A 19,868-nucleotide genomic window follows, 5' to 3' on the forward strand; every position below is an offset into this window, starting at 1 on the left:
CTGGTGCTGACCGAAATCATCAAGCGCTTCCCGTGGCTGCGCCATGTGTTTGCCGATGGCGGCTATGCTGGCGACAAACTCCGGCAGGCGCTGAGCCGGATCGGCAGATGGACCCTCGAGATCGTCAAACGGTCCGATACCGCAAGGGGTTTCGTGGTCCTTCCACGCCGTTGGGTCGTCGAACGGACGCTGGCATGGCTGAATCGGAACCGCCGTCTCGCCAAGGACTTCGAGCAAACCATCGCCTCGGCAACCGCATGGCTGTTTATCGCCTCGATCCAGCTCTTCACCCGCCGCATCGCAAGGTCATGAATTTACGAAGGATAATTTCGAATCAGGCTCTTACATTTACGGCGAGAATCATCATCAAAACCCAGCCGGACAGTCTCAGATCATCTTTCCCGAATACCATCAACCAGATAGCAATGCAGAAGTTTGCAAAAGTCAGGATAAGTCCAAATACTATCATGACCTTCAAATCTTCTCGAATTGACTATGAACCCAATTTCGCGTCAAATTGACTACATCAACCAGGCGTCCACGTCGCCTCCACACCGCTCATCATCGTCCGGCGTCGGCAAGACGCGTTGCAATTGCCAGCAAGAAGGCCAGAGACGTCGCAGTCACAGTAATTGCCGCAATTCGCCCGGGCATTCCCGCTATCCGATCCAGCCACGCCAGAAGACCGCTACCACGAAGGGGCTCAGTCATTCCGACGGGCGGATTGCCAACGCTCCGCGCCCCCACCTGTCCACCCCCCGATCTTACGGCTTGCTCCGCCTCAAAATTCAGCGCTGGTGCTGTCCGATCACCATCATATGGTTGAACCGCCAATGATTTTTCGGCCACCTGCAATTTCTCACCTGTCAGGTTTTGACAGGCGTTGAGCAGGTCCTGATAGGTTCGGGCAAGGTCAGCGCGACTTACAACACCGAGCCGACGACGCACAGATTGCAATCGCTGCTCAACTGCGGACGGAGAAATGCCCAAGATGGCAGCGATTTCCTTGTTGGTTCTGCGATCAAGCACGAGATCAAGTACTTCGCGCTGCTTCTCGCTCAAATCCTACAATTCTACCGCAAAATTTTCACTCTTTCTCAATGCACACCCTCGCCAAACACATCAATTTGACGATGTGATCTGGATCACATTTCGTGATTTCTGTATCTAGTGCAGAAATACGGCCAAATTGGCTAAAGTTTCATCGCCAGGACATTACTGACCTGCCCATAACTGACAGCATCATAATCCGGCACAAAGCCTGAAGCGAACCAAACTAGCTCTGATTCCGACCTGATTCGAGAAATCCCAAATGACTGCCGGATAGACATGTCAGCAAAGACCCGCGCATGCTCACAATGTGAGCGAGAAGAATCGGCGATCGCGGCAGGACAGAATAAGAGCCAAGCTGCGTTTGGACCCCATTCTGATAACAGGCCGTCCGGTCACGGTCTCTGACGCTGAATGCGTCAGGACACTTCGCAATGCGAATTTACGCCAATGTGGCTTGAATGCTCTTGCATAAGCGAGATCTATCGATGGGCACTTTGTGCTCGCCTTGCAGTCAGGGCCTACCTGGCCTGCAACCCTTCACCCAACAGGTCCGCCGCGACTTCGGCGATGTCCTCCACTGTGCGATTGTCGTCCCACACGCCAAAGCGCAGGCCCAGGAAGACGTTCATGCCCATGATGGCCCAAGCGCGCACTTCCTGTTCACCGTCACGTATCGATCCTGCCGTCACGCCTTCGGCCAGTCGCGCGGCGATGCGGGAGGCGGTGCCCTCGTAGTGAGCGCGGTAGCTTTCAGGATCGGCGAATTCGGCTTCGTCGATGATCCGGTAGATCTCCTTGTGCTCACGCGCGAAGTGGAGAAACCCGATGAGTGCATCGCGCTCGCGCCGCAAGCCCGTCGCCCCTTCGCTCACCGCAGCAGCAGCTGCCGTTGCCACGCGGGCAGACATGTCGCGCACCAAGGCGGTGAAGATCGCGTCCTTGGAATCGAAGTAAGTATAGAAGCTGCCGAGCGCCGTGCCCGCGCGGCGCGTAATGCCGCTGACCGAGGCTTCGTGAAAGCCACGCTCGCCAAATTCAGCCGCCGCCGCATCAAGCAGGCGGCGTAAAGTCTCACGCCCTCGCGCTGTGCGCGGTACTTTTCCGGGACTGGCTGCGCTCACCTGCGCCATCTGCGATCCTCCCAACGACAAGACCACCCCCCAGCTGTCTGTTGCCGTTTCGCCACGATGACTAGCGACAAACGGGCAATCTCACAACGAGAAGTTGAAAGGTGGTTCAACTTTCAATATTGAGGGTTCAGGCGGACGAAGCGGTCCGCGAGAGGGAGCCTGTCTGATGACCCGAATTTCCATGCGCGCCACGCTGGCCGCAACTGCTGCGCTGTTCGCCCTGCCCGCAATGCCCGCCTTCGCGCAGGAGACCCCTGCTGCCGATGATGCGTCGGACATTGCGACCGGCAACGAGATCACCGTAATCGCCCGCCGCCGCGAGGAGCGCCTTCTCGACGTGCCGATCGCGATCTCGGCGCTCAACACCGATGCGCTCGAACGCGCTGGCGCCAAGGACCTCTCCGGCATCCAGGGCGCAATTCCCAACGTGAACATCGTGCAGGGTCGCGGATCGGCCAGCAGCGCAAACTTCTTCATCCGCGGCATCGGCCAGCCCGACGCGTTGCAGACCTTCGATCCCGCAGTCGGCGTCTATGTCGATGGCGTTTACCTCAGCCGCATCCAGGGCGCACTGCTCAACCTGTTCGATGTCGAGCGGGTCGAAGTATTGCGCGGGCCTCAGGGCACGCTCTATGGCAAGAACACCATCGGCGGCGCGGTCAACGTCGTGTCGAAGAAGCCCAACCTCGATACGGTCAAGGGTGAGGCTGCCTTCACCTACGGCCGCTTCGATGAAGTGACCGCCAAGGGCTACGTCTCCGCCCCGCTCGTCACCGACAAGCTCGCGCTCTCTCTCGCCGGGGTGTATGACGACCGCGACGGCATCGTCACCGACCCGCGCACCGGCCGCAAGTACAACGACCGCAACAACCTTTCGGGCCGCGCCATCCTGCGCGCCAAGCCCTCCGAGACGGTCGAGATCAGCATCGCCGGCGACTACACCCGGCAGCGCAACGCAGCCACGCTTGGCTATCTCACCGCCCCGCTGATCCAGACCGACTTCGCGCGCGGTGCGGTCGTGCTCGCTCCGGCCAATCCCTATGGCCCCTATGACTACAAGGCCTCGACCAGCCTTGCCCCCGATCAGGGCCAGAAGCTCGATCACTGGGGTGTTTCGGGCACGATCAACGTCGATCTCAGCGACAGCTTCCAGCTGACTTCCATCACTGCCTACCGCAAGCTGAAGACCGACTTCTTTATCGACATCGACGCCACCCAGTTCGAACTGGGCGACGTCTTCGTGGGCGTTCGCCAGAACCAGTTCAGCCAGGAACTGCAGCTCAAGTACGATTCCGACAAGCTCAAGGGCGTTTTCGGACTCTACTACCTCAACGAAAACGTGAGTTCGCACCAGGAAGCCTATGCCGACGGGCTGTTTGCCTTCAACGGCGCGCCCATCACCTTCCTGCGCACTATCGACGACAAGCAGGTGACCAAAAGCTACGCGGCCTTCGGCCAGCTGACTTACGACTTCACCGAGCAGCTCTCGATGACTGCGGGCCTGCGCTACACGCACGAAAAGAAGACCTACAACCGCTGCACGGTCACCGCCTCCACGCTCGGCCTGCTCAACAACATCCGCTACTGCTTCCCCGACAACCTGCCCGCGCCGTTCACCGGCGATAACGACGTCAGCTATGATGCGTGGACCCCGATGGTCAGCCTCTCGTACAAGCCGACGCCTGACACCTTGCTCTACGCTTCGGCCAGCCGCGGCTTCAAGGCAGGCGGCTTCAACGGCCGCGTCAACTCGAACGGCGACATCTCGGTCACGCGCAATGGCGTGACGACCGTGGTGCCTAACTTCGAACCGGAGACAGTCTGGTCCTATGAAGCAGGTGCCAAGGGCACCTTCCTCGATGGCCGCGTCAACATTTCGGCAGCAGCCTTCTACACCGACTACAACAACTTCCAGGCCCGCGTCGGCAACGGCACGAACGTTGGCCTCGGCGGCAGCTTCCCGGTACTCAACGCAGGCAAGCTGCGCATCCAGGGCTTCGAGTTCGACATTTCGGTCCGCCCTGTCACGCCGCTGACGCTGTTCGCCTCGGTCGGCTACCTCGACGCAGACTACAAGCGCTTCGACGATCCGCGCCGCCTGCCGCCTGCAGGTGGTGCGGCGTTCAGCTGCAACCCGACGGGTGCGCAGATCACCTGCCGCCCGGCCTTCGCACCGCCGCTCACCCTGCGCGCCGGCAGCGAATACCGCGTCTCGCTGGGCGATGCCTCGCTCACGCTGGGCGGTGACGTGCGCTTCGTCGACAAGCAGTACCTCTCGGTCGACAATCGCCAGGGGCTGACCGAAGACGGTTACCTGATCGGCAACCTCTATGCCCAGGTGGACTTCGACAAGTTCTACCTGCGCGGTGCGGTCAAGAACGTGGGCAACACGCTCTACAAGACCGACGGCCAGGAGTTCAGCTCGGTCGGCAACATCCAGACGGTGTACTACGGCGATCCTCGCACGTGGAACGTGACCGTGGGCGTGCGCTTCTGATCCTGCACTGACCTTCACGCGAGGCGGGTGCCCTCAATCCTCCCAACACCCGCTACGCCACAGGAAGCCCCGGTCGCAAACGGCCGGGGCTTCTTGCATCGAGCGAATGGTCCATTCCCGGTGGTTCTGCGCTTCCTGCCCGCCACCGCCTCGGCTCTACTCTGCCCATGGAACTGCACTTCGACTGCACGCAATGTGGGCGCTGCTGCCATGACCTGCGGCTGACGCTGAGTGTCGCCGAAGCACAGGCGTGGGCGGGGCGCGGGCATCAGGTTGACCTGCTGGCAGAGGGCTGGCCCTGGCCGGATGACGGCGATCCTGATGATCCCGTCATGCAATGGCGCAAGGCGACGAGCTTCCCCGCTCTGGTCGGAGACGTTCCGTTCCGGATCAATTTGCGGCTGGTGGCGCGGCACGAAGGCCCCTGCCCGCACCTCCTGCCCGACATGCGCTGCGGGAACTACTCCAACCGCCCTCGCATATGCCGAATCTATCCGCTGGAGAGCCGCCCGTTCGAGCAGGTAACGCCCGAAGCGCGGAAGTGCCCGCCAGAAGCGTGGAACAGCGCATTGCCGGTGCTGGAGCGCAACGGCGCACCGGCGGACGCGAGTACCGCAGCGCTGCTCGCTGACCACCGACGCACCATGATCGAGGACGTTGACCTCAAAGGACGGCTCGCGGGGGCACTGGGCTTCACGCTGTCAGCTCTGGCAGGCGAAGGGCTTGCCGTTTGCGAGGTGGACCCATCCGAGCTTCTGGTCGCGTTCGAAGAGGCCGAAGAGCAGCTTTGGGCCACGCCAGAGCACTGGACCATCGTCAGCAACCGCCAGAACACGGTCGACATGCTGGCTGGACTCGATTGCCCCGCGCGATTGATCGCGGCTGGCTCGGCCTATCTTCCGAGCTTTGCCGACGACAGACTGCCTGAGTGAAGCCGCCTCAGGCCGACTTGGCGCGCGCGCCGAAGCGACCGAACTTGCGGTAGCGGGTCATCCAGCGGCTCAGGAACAGGCCGAGCGGACGAGGACTGACGCCCAGTGCCTCGATCCCCGGCAGCGTGCCTGAAGCAACATTGCCAGCCTTGAGCAGCTTCCACTGGTCAGTGCTCATCGGCGCGCCGGGCAGCCAGCCGGTCAACGCAGCGAATGCGCCCGATACGGCATCGGGCAATTCGATCAGCACCGGCGTGCGGCCTGCAGCCTTGGCGATGCGGCGGTTAAGTTCGCCCATGGTAATCACTTCGGGACCAGCGAGTTCATAGATCTTGCCGCCATGGGCCTGGCGATCGGCCAGCGCGTTGCCGACAGCCTCGGCCGCATCGTCAACAAACACCGGCTGAAGCTTCGCATCGGGGCCGAACACCGGCAAAACCGGCAGCTTGGCCATGAGCCCGCCGAACATGTTGAGGAAGTTGTCGTCCTCGGCGAAGAGGATTGAGGGACGCACGACGGTGGCGCCGGGGAAAGCAGCCAGTGCGGCCTGCTCGCCTTCGGCCTTGCTGCGGGCATAGGGTACGTCGGACGCCGCGTCGGCACCCAGCGCCGAGATGTGCACGAAAGCACGCGCACCTGCGTCCTTGGCCGCCTGTGCAATCCGGCCAACGCCCTGTCCCTGCAACGCATCGAGATCGCCCGAAAACGCACCGACAAGGTTGACCACGGCATCAACGCCGGTGAGCGCAGCGGCAACGGTGTGCGGCTTGCGCACGTCGGTCGCCACGAACTGCGTCTGGCCGAGGCCGCCCAGCGTTTTCAGGCGGAAAGCGCGTTCCGGATGGCGGCTGCACACGCGCAGGCGTGCGCCGCGCGAGAGCAGTTCCTGCGCCAGATGCGTCCCGAAGAAGCCGCTGCCGCCCACCAGCGCCACCAGCATGCCATCGAGATCGCGCGTCCTGCCGTTTGCCATGTGCGTTTCCTGCCCGTTCACCAAGGGAATCCGGCCTGCATCAGGCCATCCGTCGCGCCGCCTTTGGCACAGCACGGGGCGCGGTTTCAATGGTCAAACTCCCCGTAGCGGGCGTGGTTGCAAAAAGAGTCAGCCTCAAGCGAATTTGCCCCGTTGACACCCCGCTGCCCATCCCTTAGTGGCGCCCTCCTACCCGGCGGACGGCGCTTTTGCCTTCCGCCCCGTGCCCAGATGGCGGAATTGGTAGACGCACCAGCTTCAGGTGCTGGCGCTCGCAAGGGCGTGGAGGTTCGAGTCCTCTTCTGGGCACCACTACTCATCTAAGTATCTGAGATACTTAGATTTTGTGGGCGATTGAAATCGCCGTTCCACCATTTATTCCACCTTCTGAAATTGCTTCGGTTTGCGTGTCAGACCGGCAGCGAGATAGACGGCAGGCTCGACTTGCTCATGCAGGTCGGAGCAAATCTCCGACAAGCCTTCTGGCAACAGGACTGTCCTCGCACCCGTTTCGATGTAGCGGTCGAGGATGGCTTCGTTCGCCGCCTCAATCGACAGGCGATATTCCTCAGAAACGTCCAAGCCAAGTCAATTACTTAGCGGTCAATATGAGTTCCTATGAGGGACTCGAACGTGCTTCTTCTGGGCACCACTTTCTGAGAAACGCGCTTTTCGGCGCTTTTCGTCCCCTAGCATTGATGACGCCTGCGAACTGTTTGGCTCCGTAGCTTCGGGCGCGCTTTCGACCATTCAGCGCAATCTCTTGGGATCGTTTCCTCGTCAAGCGGATCGCAGGGTGTCTGCAGGTCGGCGCTTCACTCCGTTTCCACGGTCGACCCGGCCATCGCCGGTGGCGGAACCGGTCAGAAAGTTGGCAAATGCAGACGTGGCCTCTCGCCCCGGTTCGGGGTGAACTGCGGATTGAAACATCAAGCCCGCGGTGAGTTCGCTCTGCCGCGTACGGCAGCAGAAACGAGAGGAAAATAACCGTGTCCGATGTGCTTGAAGCGACAGCTGTCCAGACGCAAGGCGAAGCGGAAACATTTGACGTACTCATCGTCGGCGCCGGTATTTCCGGGATTGGTAGCGCATATCACCTGAAAACCCAATGTCCCGGCAAAAGCTTTGCCGTGCTTGAGGCCAAGGAGAGCTTCGGCGGCACATGGCATACTCACCGCTATCCCGGCGTGCGATCCGATTCCGATCTCTATACCTTCGGCTACCGGTTCAAGCCGTGGGTCGGGGCACCGATCGCGTCGGGGGATGAGATCCTCAAGTACTTGTCCAGCGTGATCGCAGAGAACGACATCGATCAGCACATCCGGTACGGGACGCTCATTGTCCGTTGCTCATGGTCAAGCAGCGAGCGGATGTGGACCGTGGAAACACGCGGTTCCACCGGCGGTCAGCCCAAGACGTACAAGTGCAACTTCCTGTGGATGTGCCAAGGATACTACGACCACGAAAATCCTTTCCTGCCGCAATGGCCCGGCATGGAGGACTTCAAGGGTACGCTCGTCCATGCCCAGAAGTGGGACGGCAGCGTTGACTACGCCGGCAAGAAGGTGGTTGTCATCGGTTCGGGCGCCACGGCGGCCACCGTGATCCCGGCGATGGCGGACAAGGCCGGGCATGTCACCATGCTGCAGAGATCGCCGACCTACTTCTTCTGCTATCCCAACCGTTCCGAACTGGCCGATCGCTTGCGCGAGATCGGCGTCGACGAGCAAACCGTCCATCGCTGCGCTCGGCTGGATTACCTGCACAATCTCAAGACACTCGATCGGCGTTCCCGCACCGAGCCTGACGTGGTCGTGGAAGAACTAAAGGCGCTGGTCAGGCTCTATGCGGGCGAGGAATTCGAATTCGCACCTCATTTCGTGCCGCGCTATCGCCCATGGCAGCAGCGGCTGGCTTTCATTCCGGATGGTGACATGTTCGTGAAGATGCGGGAGGGGAAGGTCTCCGCGGTGACCGACAAAATTGCCCGCTTCACCGCCAGCGGCATAGCGCTGGAATCGGGCGAGCATCTTGAGGCGGATGTCGTCGTGGCGGCGACGGGCTTCAACCTTCTGGTGATGGGCGGGATCGAATTCGAGGTCGATGGCAAGCCGGTCGACTGGAGCAGCACCCCCACGTTCCGCGGTATGATGTTCGCCGATGTTCCCAATCTTGCGTGGGTCTTCGGCTATTTTCGCGCGGCCTGGACGCTGCGGGTCGACCTGCTGGGCGACTTAGTCTGCCGCCTGCTGCAGCATGCCGATGCCAAGGGCGCCAGCGAGATCCGGATCGTGGTTCCGACCGACCTTGCCGACGAGCCTCTGACCCAGTGGATCGAAGACGACAACTTCAATCCCGGCTACCTGATGCGCGACATCGACAAGCTGCCCAAGCGGCTGGGCGATCGTCCCGAGTGGCGACATTCGCAGGATTACTGGATGGAAGCCGAGGACATTCCTTCCATCGACCTCGACGGACCGGAATTCGTCTATCGCTAACCAAGCCGGGGCCCGGCGCCGCAGGGAAAATGTGGCCCGGGCCTAATTGGTTCTCGATCCCAAGCCAAGCAGGTTGCGGCGGTATTCGAGCGCTCCCATGCCGGACCAGCGTTTGAAGGCCCGCGAAAAGCTGGATGGTTCCGCAAAACCAATAGTGAAGGCAATGCTTTCCACCGTCATCCTGGGATCGGAGAGCAGCTGGCAGGCGCGATCGTAGCGGGCCTTGTCGACGATCGCGGAAAACCGAGTGCCCTCATCGGCTAGTCTGCGGTGCAGAGTTCGCTCGGAAAGCGCCAGGCGTCGCGCGGCATCGCCTGCCTGCAACGCGCCGGCATCCGGGCACGAGCCCAGAAGCATGGACAGGCGATGCGATAGTGGCGCATCGGAGCGCGCCTTGCCAATGGTCTGATCACAGCGTGTCAGATAAAGCGTCTGCAGTTCGACATCCCCCAGCGGCAGCGCCTTGCCCACAGCGTTCGGCAGGAAAACCCACCGGGTCCGATCGGCATTGAACTCGACCGGGCAATTGAAGCTGCGGCGCAATTCCGACCAGTTACGGGGCGCGTCCACTGCGATCATCACGCGTTCGAGCACCTGCTCATTCCCCATCAGGTCCCGGATCAGGGTGTTAACCGCGCCCAGATCGCGATGCTGGGTAAACTCGTAAAGGTCGGGGGCAATGCCCTCGTGATCGGCGACCAGGACAGCGGCGCCGTTTTCGATGGTCTGGAACCGGTAATGGATCAGGGAAAAGGTCAGCGCCTGATACTTGCAGGCGATCTGCAAGGCATCGCCCAGCGTTCCGGCGGTCATCATTGCCAGCCCGAGTGCGCCGTACTTGATCGAACGGTACCGCTGGCCGATGTCGAACCACAGGTCGGTCTGTCCGGTGGTGAGCTGGACAAAGCCTTGCTGTATGATCAACTCTTCCTTGGCCAGCACCTCTCTCGGATCATCGTCAAGTTTCAAGGACTTGATCTGATTGTGGCGGCAAAAGGAATCCCAGTTGGCGTTGAGAGTATTCACGACGGCCGACTGGATGATGCGCGCGCTGAGATCCGGCAAAGCGGCGTAAAGAGCCTCGGGGTTCATGGCATCCAGTCTCCCAACTTCGCCGATTTTTTCACGGTCTTGTGCCGACGATACGGCGCGGTGGCAGACTGCGTCAATAACTTGGCGCGCCACGCCATGGCCGGGTTTGGCAGTTAGAGACACATTCCTCCCCACCATAAAGGGGAGAGACCGTGTCGAAACTCGCGCGAATGGCCGCACTCGCGGTCACGACCATTGCCATTTCCGCAACCGCATCATCGCAAATCGCACCGCCGCCGCAGGCTTTGCAGGACGCTGCGTGGCAGAAGCTGCTGGTAAGCTCGCGCCAGGCCGGAGATTGGGTGACCTATGGCGGCACGTTCAAGGAGCAGCGTTTCAGCAGCCTGGCGCAGGTGAACTCGCAGAACGTGATCAACCTGGGTCTCGCATGGTCCTATGAATTCGACACCAATCGTGCGCAGGAAGGCACGCCGATCGAACACGACGGCGTGCTTTATGTGACGACAGCCTGGTCCAAGGTCTATGCTTTCGACGCAGTAACGGGCCGCCAGCTGTGGCACTTCGATCCCGAGGTGCCGGGCGAGTACGGCGCAAAGGGCTGCTGCGACGTCGGCAACCGGGGCGCGGCGCTCTTTGACGGAAAGCTGTACTTCGGCACATTTGATGGACGCTTGATTGCGCTGGACATCAAGACCGGGAAGCCGGTGTGGTCGGTCGTTACGGTGGACCAGTCCAAGACCTACACCATCACCGGGGCGCCACGCATCGTGAAGGGGCGGGTCGTGATCGGCAATGGCGGCGCGGAACTCGGCGCGCGCGGCTATGTGACAGCGTATGATGCGCGCACGGGCAAGCAGGCTTGGCGCTTTTACACTGTGCCGGGGAACCCGGCGGATGGGCCAGATGGCGCGGCCTCCGACAGCATTCTGGCGCAGAAGGCGCAGTCCTCCTGGTTCGGCGAATACTGGAAGCAGGGCGGTGGCGGAACGGTGTGGGACTCCATCGTCTATGACGAGGAACTCGACCAGCTCTACATCGGCGTGGGCAATGGCAGTCCGTGGAACTATCGCATCCGCAGCGAGGGCAAGGGCGACAACCTTTTCCTGTCTTCGATCGTGGCGCTGGATCCCGATACCGGCGCCTATCGCTGGCACTATCAGGCGACGCCCGGCGAGACCTGGGACTACACCAACACCCAGCAGATCACGCTCGCCGACCTGACCATCGATGGTCAGCCGCACAAGGTGCTGATGCAAGCGCCAAAGAACGGCTTCTTCTTCGTGATCGACCGCACCAACGGCAAGTTGCTGTCTGCGAAGAACTTCGTCGATGTGAACTGGGCCACCGGGTACGACATGGCCACGGGCAGACCGGTCGAGGTTCCTGCCTCGCGCTTCGAAAAGGCACCGGCCGTGGTGATGCCGGGCGCGCTGGGCGCGCACAATTGGCAGCCGATGGCCTTCAGCCCCATGACCGGCCTTGTCTATATTCCGGCCAACAAGGCGCTGTTCGCCTATGAACAGCCGTCGGACTACGCCTTCCGCCCCGGTCGGTGGAACCTGGGCCTGGAAACGCAGCGCACGTCGCCGCCCGATGATGCTGCGCAGGTCGCCGCGACGCGCGCCCTTCTGGGTGGTCGACTGATCGCGTGGGATCCGGTCCGCCAGAAGGAGGCCTGGGGCTTCGACTATCCCGAGCCGTGGAACAGCGGCGTGCTGGCGACTGCTGGCGGGCTGGTCTTCCAGGGCGATACCCGGGGTAATTTCCGCGCCTTTGCTGCCAGCGATGGCAAGATCCTGTGGAGCACCAACGTTGGCATGGCGATCATGGCCGCGCCGATGACATTCGAATCCGGCGGCCACCAGTATGTCGCCGTGCTGGCCGGCTATGGCGGCGCCTATGCCCTGACATCCTACTTCAACGACAATCCCGGCCCCCGGCCCAATGGCCGCATCTATGTCTTCCGCATCGGGGCCAAGACCAAATTGCCTGTGGTAGCGAAGATTGAAAGGGCCCCGGCCAATCCGTCCGCAGAGGCGTTTCCGCCAGCCATCGTGGCGCGCGGTGAAGCCCTGTTCCAGAGAGATTGCTGGGCCTGCCATGGGCCGGGCGCAGTCTCGAGCGGCGTGGTGCCCGACCTGCGGCGGTCGGGCGTGCTGCCCAGCGCCGAGGCGTGGAACGCTGTGGTCATCGGCGGAGCGCTGAAGGACCGCGGCATGATCAGCTTTGCCCAGACCTTGTCGGGCGAAGATGCCGAGGCCCTGCGCGCCTATGTCTCCTCCAGGGCGCTGCTGCTTCAGCAGCAGGAAAAGGGAGGCGCGAAATGAGCGCCCCCTTTATTCTGCCCGAAACGGCCGCCGTCCTTCAAGCGCTTGCCGCGATGGACGGCCCTCATTTGGGCGATCTCCCCGCACCCGCTGCGCGCGAAGTGTATCACCAGCTTGGCGATGCATTCGAAGAGGCTGCCGACCCGGCCGTTCGCACGGTCGATTTCAAGGGCGAAGGCGTGACGATGCGCGCCTATTTCCCCGGCGATGCGCAACCGGGGCCGGTCATCGTCTATTATCACGGCGGTGGCTGGGTGATTGGGGACCTTGATACGCACAACGCTCTCTGCGCCCGCCTTGCTTCCGTGACGGGGCTGCGGGTGGTGTCAGTGGACTACCGCCTAGCGCCCGAACATCCCTACCCGGCTGCGCACGATGATTGCCTTGCTGCCGCACGGTTCGTGGCGCAGGGCCCCTCGGTGCTTGAAGCCCCGGTCAAAGGGATCGCGCTTGCCGGAGACAGCGCCGGCGGCGCCCTTGCGCTGGCGGTCGGCGGAAAACTCGAACCTGCTCAGCGCCTGGCCCAGTTCCTGATCTATCCGGTGGGCGATTGTACCGAGCCTGAGGAAGGCTCCTATGCCCAGTTCGCCGAAGGCTTCCTGCTTGATCGCAAGCTGATGCACCGCTTCATCGAAGACTACCTGCCGAATGTGGCAACCCGGCAAGACCGCGACGTCTCCCCATTGCTTCACGAATTGCCGGCGATCTCGCCACCGACCGTGATCCTGACTGCGGGGCTGGACCCTTTGCGCGACCAGGGTCGCGCCTTGGCCGCGCGGTTGATCATGCAAGGGGCCGAATGTCACTATCTGGAGGCCGCCGGCCTCATCCATGGCATGGCGACAATGCGTCGCGCCTTGCCGAGCGGCGACGCCCAGATCGTACGCGGAGCGCTTCTGCTCGCCGACCTGCTCAGAAATCGCAAGCCAGACTTGCAGGGGGAATCCTGATGCGCAACTACCTTGATTTCTACATTGATGGCACATGGGTGGCGCCGGCGCAGCCGCGCTCGCTCGAGGTCATCAATCCGGCAACCGAGGACGTGGCCGGAACCATAAGCATGGGATCCGCGCAAGACGTGGACCGTGCCGTGGCTGCCGCACGCCGAGCCTTCGAAAGCTTTGGACGGACCAGCCGGGCCGAGCGGCTTGAGTTGCTGGACTGCGTGCTGGCAGAACTGGTGGCCCGCAAGGACGACCTGGCCGCGGCGATCACCGAAGAAATGGGCGCACCGGCCGGGCTTGCCTCGGCCGCCCATGTCCCCTTCGGCATCGGTCATTTCCAGATTGCTCGTCAGGTCCTGGCCGGGCTCCAGCCCGACCGCGCCATCGGATCAACCCTGATCACCGCCGAACCGATCGGCGTTGTCGGCATGATCACGCCATGGAACTGGCCGCTGAACCAGATCGCCTGCAAGGTGGCCCCCGCATTGGCGGTTGGCTGCACAATGGTGCTGAAGCCTTCCGAGGTGGCACCGTTCAGCGCGCAGGTCTTCGCCGAAGCCATCCACGCCGCTGGCGTCCCCGCTGGCGTGTTCAACATGGTCAACGGCGATGGCCCCAGCGTGGGCGCGGCGATCTCTTCCCACCCCGGCGTCGACATGGTTTCCTTCACCGGATCGACGCGGGCCGGCGTGCAGGTAGCGTGCGATGCCGCCCCCACCGTGAAGCGGGTTCACCAGGAGCTTGGGGGCAAATCGGCCAACATAATCCTGCCCGATGCAGACCTGGCTGATGCCGTGGCGCGTGGCGTCGAAGCAATGATGATAAACAGCGGTCAAAGCTGCAACGCGCCTTCACGCATGCTCGTGCCGATCAGCCGGATGGATGAGGCGAAGTCCGTTGCCGCAGCGACCATTGCGAGGCAAGTTGTCGGCTCTCCGACCGAAGCCGTGGCGCTTGGTCCCGTCGTATCGCAGGTCCAGTGGGACCGGATCCACGCACTGATCACGCAAGGCATTGCCGAAGGAGCGACACTCGTCGCTGGCGGCACCGGCCGTCCCGAAGGCCTGGACCGCGGCTACTATGTCAGGCCGACCGTTTTCGCGGATGTCACCAACGAGATGACCATCGCGCGCGAGGAGATCTTCGGACCGGTGGTGGTGCTGATCGGTTACAGCAATGTCGAAGAAGCTGTCAAAATCGCCAACGACTCTGTCTATGGCCTTGCCGCCTATGTGCAGTCCCCCGATCTCGAACAGGCACGCGCCATCGCCTCGCGTCTGCGGGCAGGACAGGTCTTGATCAACTATGCAGCGCTCGATCTGAACGCTCCGTTCGGCGGCTACAAGCAGTCCGGCAATGGCCGCGAATGGGGTGAGCACGCCTTCCACGAGTTCATGGAGGCCAAGGCGGTGCTCGGTTTCGCACCTGCCTGACCGCGCCAGCGGGCCACTGACTTGGCACCACGAGCCAAGAACTTGGCACGCGGCGTCATGGCTCGCCAAGCCAGTCTGACGCAATTTGCGAACCAGAAACGACCGTCCGGACACCCGCACCTCGCGGAATTGGTCCGGCAATAAGAATTGAGGGAGAGAGACACATGAAGCTTTACCTTGAGCTGAGGGGAATCCTGCTGTCCGGAGCTGCCGGGATCGGACTGTGCGCCGTGTCGGCGCAAGCCCAGGAAGCCGTGGAATCGAGCGACCAAGGCGCAGTGGCCGACATCGTCGTCGTCGCCCAGAAGCGCGCGCAGAATTTGCAGGACGTGCCGCTGGCCGTTTCGGCGCTGGCCGGCGACGAACTTCAGTCGCGGGGCGTGAGCGAGACGTCCGACCTGCAGGGCTTCGTGCCCAGCCTTCAGATCACCACGCCTTATGGTCGCACCCAGCCAAACTTCTCGCTGCGCGGCGTTTCCGTGGCCAACGAATTCTCCGCATCGACCGCATCGCCAGTCGGCGTCTATGTCGACGAAGTTTACCAAAGCTTTCGCGCCAGCCACGGCCAGCAGCTCTACGATCTCGAACGGGTCGAAGTTCTGCGCGGACCACAAGGCACGCTCTATGGCCGCAATACCACCGGTGGCGCGATCAGCTTCTTCACCAACAAGCCGAAGCTCGCAGGCAATGAAGGTTATGCCACGGTCGGCTACGGCAACTACGACACCTGGACTGCGGAAGGCGCGGTCGAGGCGACGCTCGTGCCTGATGTTCTTGGCATTCGCGTAGCCGGTACGTTCGCCAAGGGGGATGGCTGGCAGTTCAACCCTGCCCAGAACCGCCGCACTGGCACCACCGACACTTATGCCGGCCGCGCCAGCCTGCGATGGAAGCCGACCGAGGCAATCGACGTAAACTTGAAAGGCTACTTCGCGCGCGACAATCCGCTGGCGCCAAACCCTTATGCGATCGGTCAGTTGGCTGGCGACCGGGATGTGCTTGGATACTCCCGCTTCGACCCTGCCCAGAATGGCGGCCGCCCACTTGGCAAGGATGAAGTGGCTGCCGATACAGGCGGCAATTATTACACTGCGTCGCGCGGCTTCTCGCTAAGCGTCGCAGCGGAACTTTCCGACAGTCTGACGCTTACGTCGATCACCGGCTACGACTGGGGCAAGTACAGCAACTCGCCGTTCGATTGCGATGGTTCGCCCAATGATGTCTGTGCCCTGCGCTACAACTCGTTGAGCAAGAACTTCAATCAGGACCTGCGCCTCACCTTCCAGGCCGACAAGCTCAATCTTGTTGCAGGCGTCTATTACGGCAAGGACACGATCAAGACCCGCAACGAGATCGACTTCTTCGGTGTGCTCGAGCCTCTGCTGCGTTCCGCGGGCGTTGGCGACAGCTTCTTCAACGCACCGGTATCGGCACCTCAGGCAGCAGCGATCATCCCGGCATTCGCGGTCAATCCGGCGCTGGATCCCACCACGGCTGCCGGTTGCGCACCCGTTGCGACAGGCAACCCGAACGGCTTTCTCGATGCCCGCTCGCTGATTGCGCTTCTGACGGATATCCAGCTCAACAACTCGGGCGGCGGCGGCTTTGGCGGTGCCATCTCGGCAGCGTGCCGCGCGGCTGGTGCGCCTCCGTTCGGCCCGATCAACGGCGAACAGAGCTTCACCGTGAGCCGGCCCTCGTTCGCGATCTATGCCGACGCAAGCTACAACTTCACCGATGCCCTCACTGTCAGCGTCGGTCTTCGCTACACGCGCGACAAGATCAATTATCTCGATGGGCGCACCGTTCTATATGACCTTGGCGGGCGGAACATCGTCGCCAGCACGATCCCCTATTCCTTCCCATACAACGCAAACCTGCCCGCGCTCGAACAGCGCGAGTCCGCGAACCGCCTGACCGGCCGCGTCAACGTGTCCTATGATTTCAACGATGATATCATGGGCTACCTCAACTACAGCCGAGGCTATCGCGGAGGCAGCTTCAACGGGCTGGCCTATCAGGGCACGAACCAGGTCTACTTCATCAAGCCCGAGTCCATCGACGCTTACGAAGGTGGCCTGAAGGCCAGACTGTTCGATCGGCACGTCCAGCTGAATCTTGCCGGGTTCTATTACAACTACAAGGGCCATCAGGTTACCCAGGTCATCGGCGCAACGACCTTCACCCGCAGTGCCGATGGTCGTCTGTATGGCGGTGAAGCAGAGCTGACGTGGCAGATCACGCCGACACTCCGGCTCGATGCATCGGCCAGCCTGCTGCGCAGCGAGTATCGTGGCAATGTCGTCACCCCCGCCGATCCATCCAGCCCGACCCGCAACGTCAACGGTAATCCGTTCCCCAATGCCCCGCGCGAGACATTTTCTGCCGGCTTGGACTGGGATGCCTACAAGTCCGGCGATTGGCGCGTGAATCTGCGCGGCGATGCGGCTTACACGGGGCGCTACTACTTCGATCCGTTTGGCGATTATGGCCTGAAGCCCTGCGATCGACCGGGCGCGCCGGGCGCGGTGCGGCCTGCCGGTATCGCCATTACCTGCGGCAATCCGGGCTACTGGCTCGTCAACGGTCGGATGACGGTGGAGAAGGGCAACTACTCGGCCAGCCTCTGGGTCAAGAACCTGACCAACAAGTATTACTACAGCTACGGCTTGAACATCGACATCTTCGGTCTCGATTACCTCAACCGCGGCACGCCGCGCACCTATGGCGTGGAGCTTACCGCGCGCTTCTGATGAGCCACCTAACTCGGGGCGGGCAATGCCCGCCCCTCTTTTCGTCGCCAGCAGGGGGACTTACCACGTGCGCCTGAGAGGGAAAGTTGCGCTTGTCACTGGTGGCAGCCGCGGGATCGGTAGCGCCGTCAGTCATGCCTTCGCGCGGGAAGGCGCAAAGGTGGTGATTACCGACATACGAGTGGACAAGGGGAACGCCTTGGCCCGAAGGCTGCGCGCAGATGGCGTTGAAGCCCTGTTTCTACGACAGGACGTGACGCAGGAGCAGGGCTGGCAGGAGGTGTGCGACCAAGTGGTTGAGCATTTTGGTGGTCTGCATATCCTGGTAAACAACGCCGGTATCGCTCTGCCTGGATCGATCGAGACGCAGACATTCGCAGACTGGCGAACGACAATGGCGATCAATCTTGACGCAGTGTTCCTCGGCACGCGCGCGGGGGTGCTTGCCATGCGCGACGGCGGCGGATCGATCATCAATCTGTCGTCCATCGAAGGCATCGTCGGCAATCCACATGTGCCCGCCTATAATGCCTCGAAGGGCGGCGTGCGCCTGCTCACCAAGTCCGCCGCCATCCATTGCGCAAGGGCGGGCTACCGCATCAGGGTCAACAGCGTTCATCCCGGCTACGTCGGGACTGCACTGGTGCAGGATGCTCTCGCGCACTTGCCCGAAGATTTTGCAGACAAGACGCTGGAGCGGATCCCGATGCAGCGTTTTGGCGAAGTAGAAGAGATCGCTGCGACAGTCGTGTTCCTTGCGTCAGACGAATCCAGCTACATGACTGGCTCGGAACTTGTGGTCGATGGAGGGCTGATCGCATGACCTCGCTTCCGGTTGACGGCGCGATGCAGGACTGGAAGCTGCGGGTCACACATCTGATAGATCATGCTGCGCGCGAGCATGGCAGCCGCGAGATCGTCAGCCACTGGGCCGATGGCAGCGAGACGCGGACCAACTGGGCCGGGATCCGCCATGACGCGCTGCGCATGACCCAGGCACTGCGCAAGCTGGGCGTGCAGCCGGGGGACCGCATCGCGACGCTTGCGATGAACCATCACCGACATCTGGTTTCTTGGTACGGTGCGGTGGGCGTTGGCGGCATTCTCCACACGCTCAATCCGCGCCTGTTCGACGATCAGCTCGAATACATCGTCAATCACGCCGAAGACCGCGTGATGCTGTTTGACAGGGTCTGGGCGCCGATCGTCGAGCGGATGAAACCGCGCTGGCCCACGGTCGAACACTATATCTGCTTCGACAACAGCGAGCCTGCCTTGCACTTCGAGGAGTGGATCGGTGGCGAGGATGGGCAGGCCGAGTGGCATGATGGCGATGAGCGCGATCCGTGCATGCTTTGCTACACCAGCGGCACCACCGGCAATCCCAAGGGCGTGCTCTACGAACACCGCTCGACCATGCTCCATGCGCTGAGCGCGATAAGCCCGCCGGTGTTCGGGATGGACTGCCGCTCGGTCATGCTGCCTATCGTGCCGATGTTCCACGCGGCAAGCTGGGGTCTGCCATGGGCAGGCGCGGCAGCGGGGGCGAAGTTCGTCTATTCGGCGGTGAACGATGGCGCGGTGCTGTGCGATCTGATGAACCGCGAGAAGGTGACTTGCTCTGCCGGCGTGCCGACCGTCTGGCTGGCGCTGCTCCAGCATGTCGATGCCCATAATGGGGGTGAGATTCCTCCGACTTTGCAGACCATCGTCTGCGGCGGATCGGCCATGCCGCGCGCGATGATCGAGCGCTTCATGCGCGCCGGGCGGCGTGTGGCCCATGCCTGGGGCATGACCGAGACTTCGCCCATCGGCACGACCGGTGCCGAGACATGGAACTGGGATGAGCTTTCGTTCGACGAACAGGTCACCGTCAAGGCGATGCAGGGCCGTCCGCCGTTCGGGGTAGAAATCCGCTGCGTCGATCTGGGCGGCCCCGAGAAGGTGCTGCCACGCGATGGCAAGACGTCCGGCGCCCTGCAGGTGCGCGGGCCGTGGATCGTCAAGCGCTACTTCAAGGCCGAGGCCGATGCGGTTGTGGCCGGACAGTGGTTCGATACCGGTGACGTTGGCCTGATCCACCCGGACGGGACGCTGCAGCTGACCGACCGGACCAAGGACGTGATCAAGTCTGGCGGGGAGTGGATCAGTTCGGTTGAACTGGAGAATGCAGCGATCGGCCATCCGGCGGTGGCCGAAGCCGCGGCGATCGGCATCTATCACCCCAAGTGGGACGAGCGGCCGCTGCTGGTGGTGGTCAGGAAGCCCGGGGCCG

15 protein-coding genes and 1 tRNA gene are annotated in these 19,868 nt (G+C 62.2%); 11 read left to right on the plus strand and 5 right to left on the minus strand.

Annotation, left to right across the window (positions count from 1 at the left end; genetic code table 11):
- Positions 1-312, plus strand: a 312-nt coding sequence (locus IQ25_RS20500; RefSeq protein WP_144908144.1) for a transposase, incomplete at its 5' end; no start/stop codon positions are given.
- A 249-nt stretch (positions 313-561) separates the two neighbouring features.
- On the opposite strand, the gene IQ25_RS20505 is transcribed toward IQ25_RS20500, so the two are convergent.
- Positions 562-1,062: a helix-turn-helix domain-containing protein gene (locus IQ25_RS20505; protein WP_144908145.1), complete on the minus strand. Its 501-nt coding sequence runs from the start codon at positions 1,060-1,062 to the stop codon at positions 562-564.
- A 509-nt stretch (positions 1,063-1,571) separates the two neighbouring features.
- Positions 1,572-2,183, minus strand: a complete 612-nt coding sequence (locus IQ25_RS20510) for a TetR/AcrR family transcriptional regulator (RefSeq protein WP_144908146.1) — start codon at positions 2,181-2,183, stop codon at positions 1,572-1,574.
- Positions 2,184-2,349: 166 nt separating this feature from the next.
- Here IQ25_RS20510 and IQ25_RS20515 point away from each other — a divergent pair, with 166 nt between their 5' ends.
- Positions 2,350-4,680, plus strand: coding sequence for a TonB-dependent receptor (locus IQ25_RS20515; RefSeq protein ID WP_144908147.1), 2,331 nt, complete (start codon positions 2,350-2,352; stop codon positions 4,678-4,680).
- 167 nt (positions 4,681-4,847) lie between these two features.
- Entirely contained in the window at positions 4,848-5,612 is a 765-nt protein-coding gene (locus IQ25_RS20520) for a YkgJ family cysteine cluster protein (protein WP_144908148.1), read from the plus strand.
- Positions 5,613-5,619: 7 nt separating this feature from the next.
- Here IQ25_RS20520 and IQ25_RS20525 read toward each other — a convergent pair whose 3' ends face one another.
- Positions 5,620-6,585 (minus strand): complex I NDUFA9 subunit family protein, encoded by a 966-nt coding sequence (locus IQ25_RS20525; RefSeq protein ID WP_144908149.1) that lies wholly within the window; start codon positions 6,583-6,585, stop codon positions 5,620-5,622.
- A gap of 225 nt (positions 6,586-6,810) precedes the next feature.
- On the opposite strand from IQ25_RS20525, the gene IQ25_RS20530 reads away from it, so the two are divergent.
- Positions 6,811-6,897 (plus strand) — tRNA-Leu (locus IQ25_RS20530).
- Positions 6,898-6,960: 63 nt separating this feature from the next.
- Here the strand turns inward: IQ25_RS20530 and IQ25_RS20535 are convergent.
- Positions 6,961-7,167: a hypothetical protein gene (locus tag IQ25_RS20535; RefSeq protein ID WP_144908150.1), complete on the minus strand. Its 207-nt coding sequence runs from the start codon at positions 7,165-7,167 to the stop codon at positions 6,961-6,963.
- A gap of 407 nt (positions 7,168-7,574) precedes the next feature.
- On the opposite strand from IQ25_RS20535, the gene IQ25_RS20540 reads away from it, so the two are divergent.
- Positions 7,575-9,083, plus strand: coding sequence for a flavin-containing monooxygenase (locus IQ25_RS20540; protein WP_258537085.1), 1,509 nt, complete (start codon positions 7,575-7,577; stop codon positions 9,081-9,083).
- Positions 9,084-9,125: 42 nt separating this feature from the next.
- Here IQ25_RS20540 and IQ25_RS20545 read toward each other — a convergent pair whose 3' ends face one another.
- Positions 9,126-10,175, minus strand: a complete 1,050-nt coding sequence (locus tag IQ25_RS20545) for an AraC family transcriptional regulator (RefSeq protein WP_158637822.1) — start codon at positions 10,173-10,175, stop codon at positions 9,126-9,128.
- Positions 10,176-10,327: 152 nt separating this feature from the next.
- On the opposite strand from IQ25_RS20545, the gene IQ25_RS20550 reads away from it, so the two are divergent.
- The 6 genes from IQ25_RS20550 to IQ25_RS20575 all read left to right on the plus strand — a co-directional run.
- A complete protein-coding gene (locus IQ25_RS20550; protein WP_258537086.1) occupies positions 10,328-12,463 on the plus strand; it encodes a PQQ-dependent dehydrogenase, methanol/ethanol family in 2,136 nt (711 codons plus the stop codon).
- Positions 12,460-13,413, plus strand: coding sequence for an alpha/beta hydrolase (locus tag IQ25_RS20555; RefSeq protein ID WP_144908152.1), 954 nt, complete (start codon positions 12,460-12,462; stop codon positions 13,411-13,413). Before IQ25_RS20550 ends, IQ25_RS20555 begins: the two co-directional genes overlap by 4 nt.
- Positions 13,413-14,840, plus strand: a complete 1,428-nt coding sequence (locus IQ25_RS20560; protein ID WP_144908153.1) for an aldehyde dehydrogenase family protein — start codon at positions 13,413-13,415, stop codon at positions 14,838-14,840. The genes IQ25_RS20555 and IQ25_RS20560 overlap by 1 nt, the downstream gene beginning before the upstream one ends.
- Positions 14,841-15,004: 164 nt before the next feature.
- Entirely contained in the window at positions 15,005-17,593 is a 2,589-nt protein-coding gene (locus IQ25_RS20565) for a TonB-dependent receptor (protein ID WP_144908154.1), read from the plus strand.
- A 25-nt stretch (positions 17,594-17,618) separates the two neighbouring features.
- Entirely contained in the window at positions 17,619-18,416 is a 798-nt protein-coding gene (locus IQ25_RS20570) for a glucose 1-dehydrogenase (RefSeq protein ID WP_144908155.1), read from the plus strand.
- Positions 18,413-19,868, plus strand: a 1,456-nt coding sequence (locus IQ25_RS20575) for a long-chain fatty acid--CoA ligase (RefSeq protein WP_144908156.1), incomplete at its 3' end; no start/stop codon positions are given. The genes IQ25_RS20570 and IQ25_RS20575, both read left to right, overlap by 4 nt.

It is taken from the genome of Novosphingobium taihuense, from assembly GCF_007830315.1.
Classification (GTDB): domain Bacteria; phylum Pseudomonadota; class Alphaproteobacteria; order Sphingomonadales; family Sphingomonadaceae; genus Novosphingobium; species Novosphingobium taihuense.

Bases quoted from the DNA above. Each gene is read 5' to 3' on its own strand.
- IQ25_RS20510 (WP_144908146.1), bottom strand. From the start codon at position 2,183: ATGGCGCAGGTGAGCGCAGCCAGTCCCGGAAAAGTACCGCGCACAGCG.
- IQ25_RS20515 (WP_144908147.1), top strand. From the start codon at position 2,350: ATGACCCGAATTTCCATGCGCGCCACGCTGGCCGCAACTGCTGCGCTG.
- IQ25_RS20520 (WP_144908148.1), top strand. From the start codon at position 4,848: ATGGAACTGCACTTCGACTGCACGCAATGTGGGCGCTGCTGCCATGAC.
- IQ25_RS20525 (WP_144908149.1), bottom strand. From the start codon at position 6,585: ATGGCAAACGGCAGGACGCGCGATCTCGATGGCATGCTGGTGGCGCTG.
- IQ25_RS20545 (WP_158637822.1), bottom strand. From the start codon at position 10,175: ATGAACCCCGAGGCTCTTTACGCCGCTTTGCCGGATCTCAGCGCGCGC.
- IQ25_RS20555 (WP_144908152.1), top strand. From the start codon at position 12,460: ATGAGCGCCCCCTTTATTCTGCCCGAAACGGCCGCCGTCCTTCAAGCG.
- IQ25_RS20560 (WP_144908153.1), top strand. From the start codon at position 13,413: ATGCGCAACTACCTTGATTTCTACATTGATGGCACATGGGTGGCGCCG.
- IQ25_RS20565 (WP_144908154.1), top strand. From the start codon at position 15,005: ATGAAGCTTTACCTTGAGCTGAGGGGAATCCTGCTGTCCGGAGCTGCC.
- IQ25_RS20570 (WP_144908155.1), top strand. From the start codon at position 17,619: ATGCCCGCCCCTCTTTTCGTCGCCAGCAGGGGGACTTACCACGTGCGC.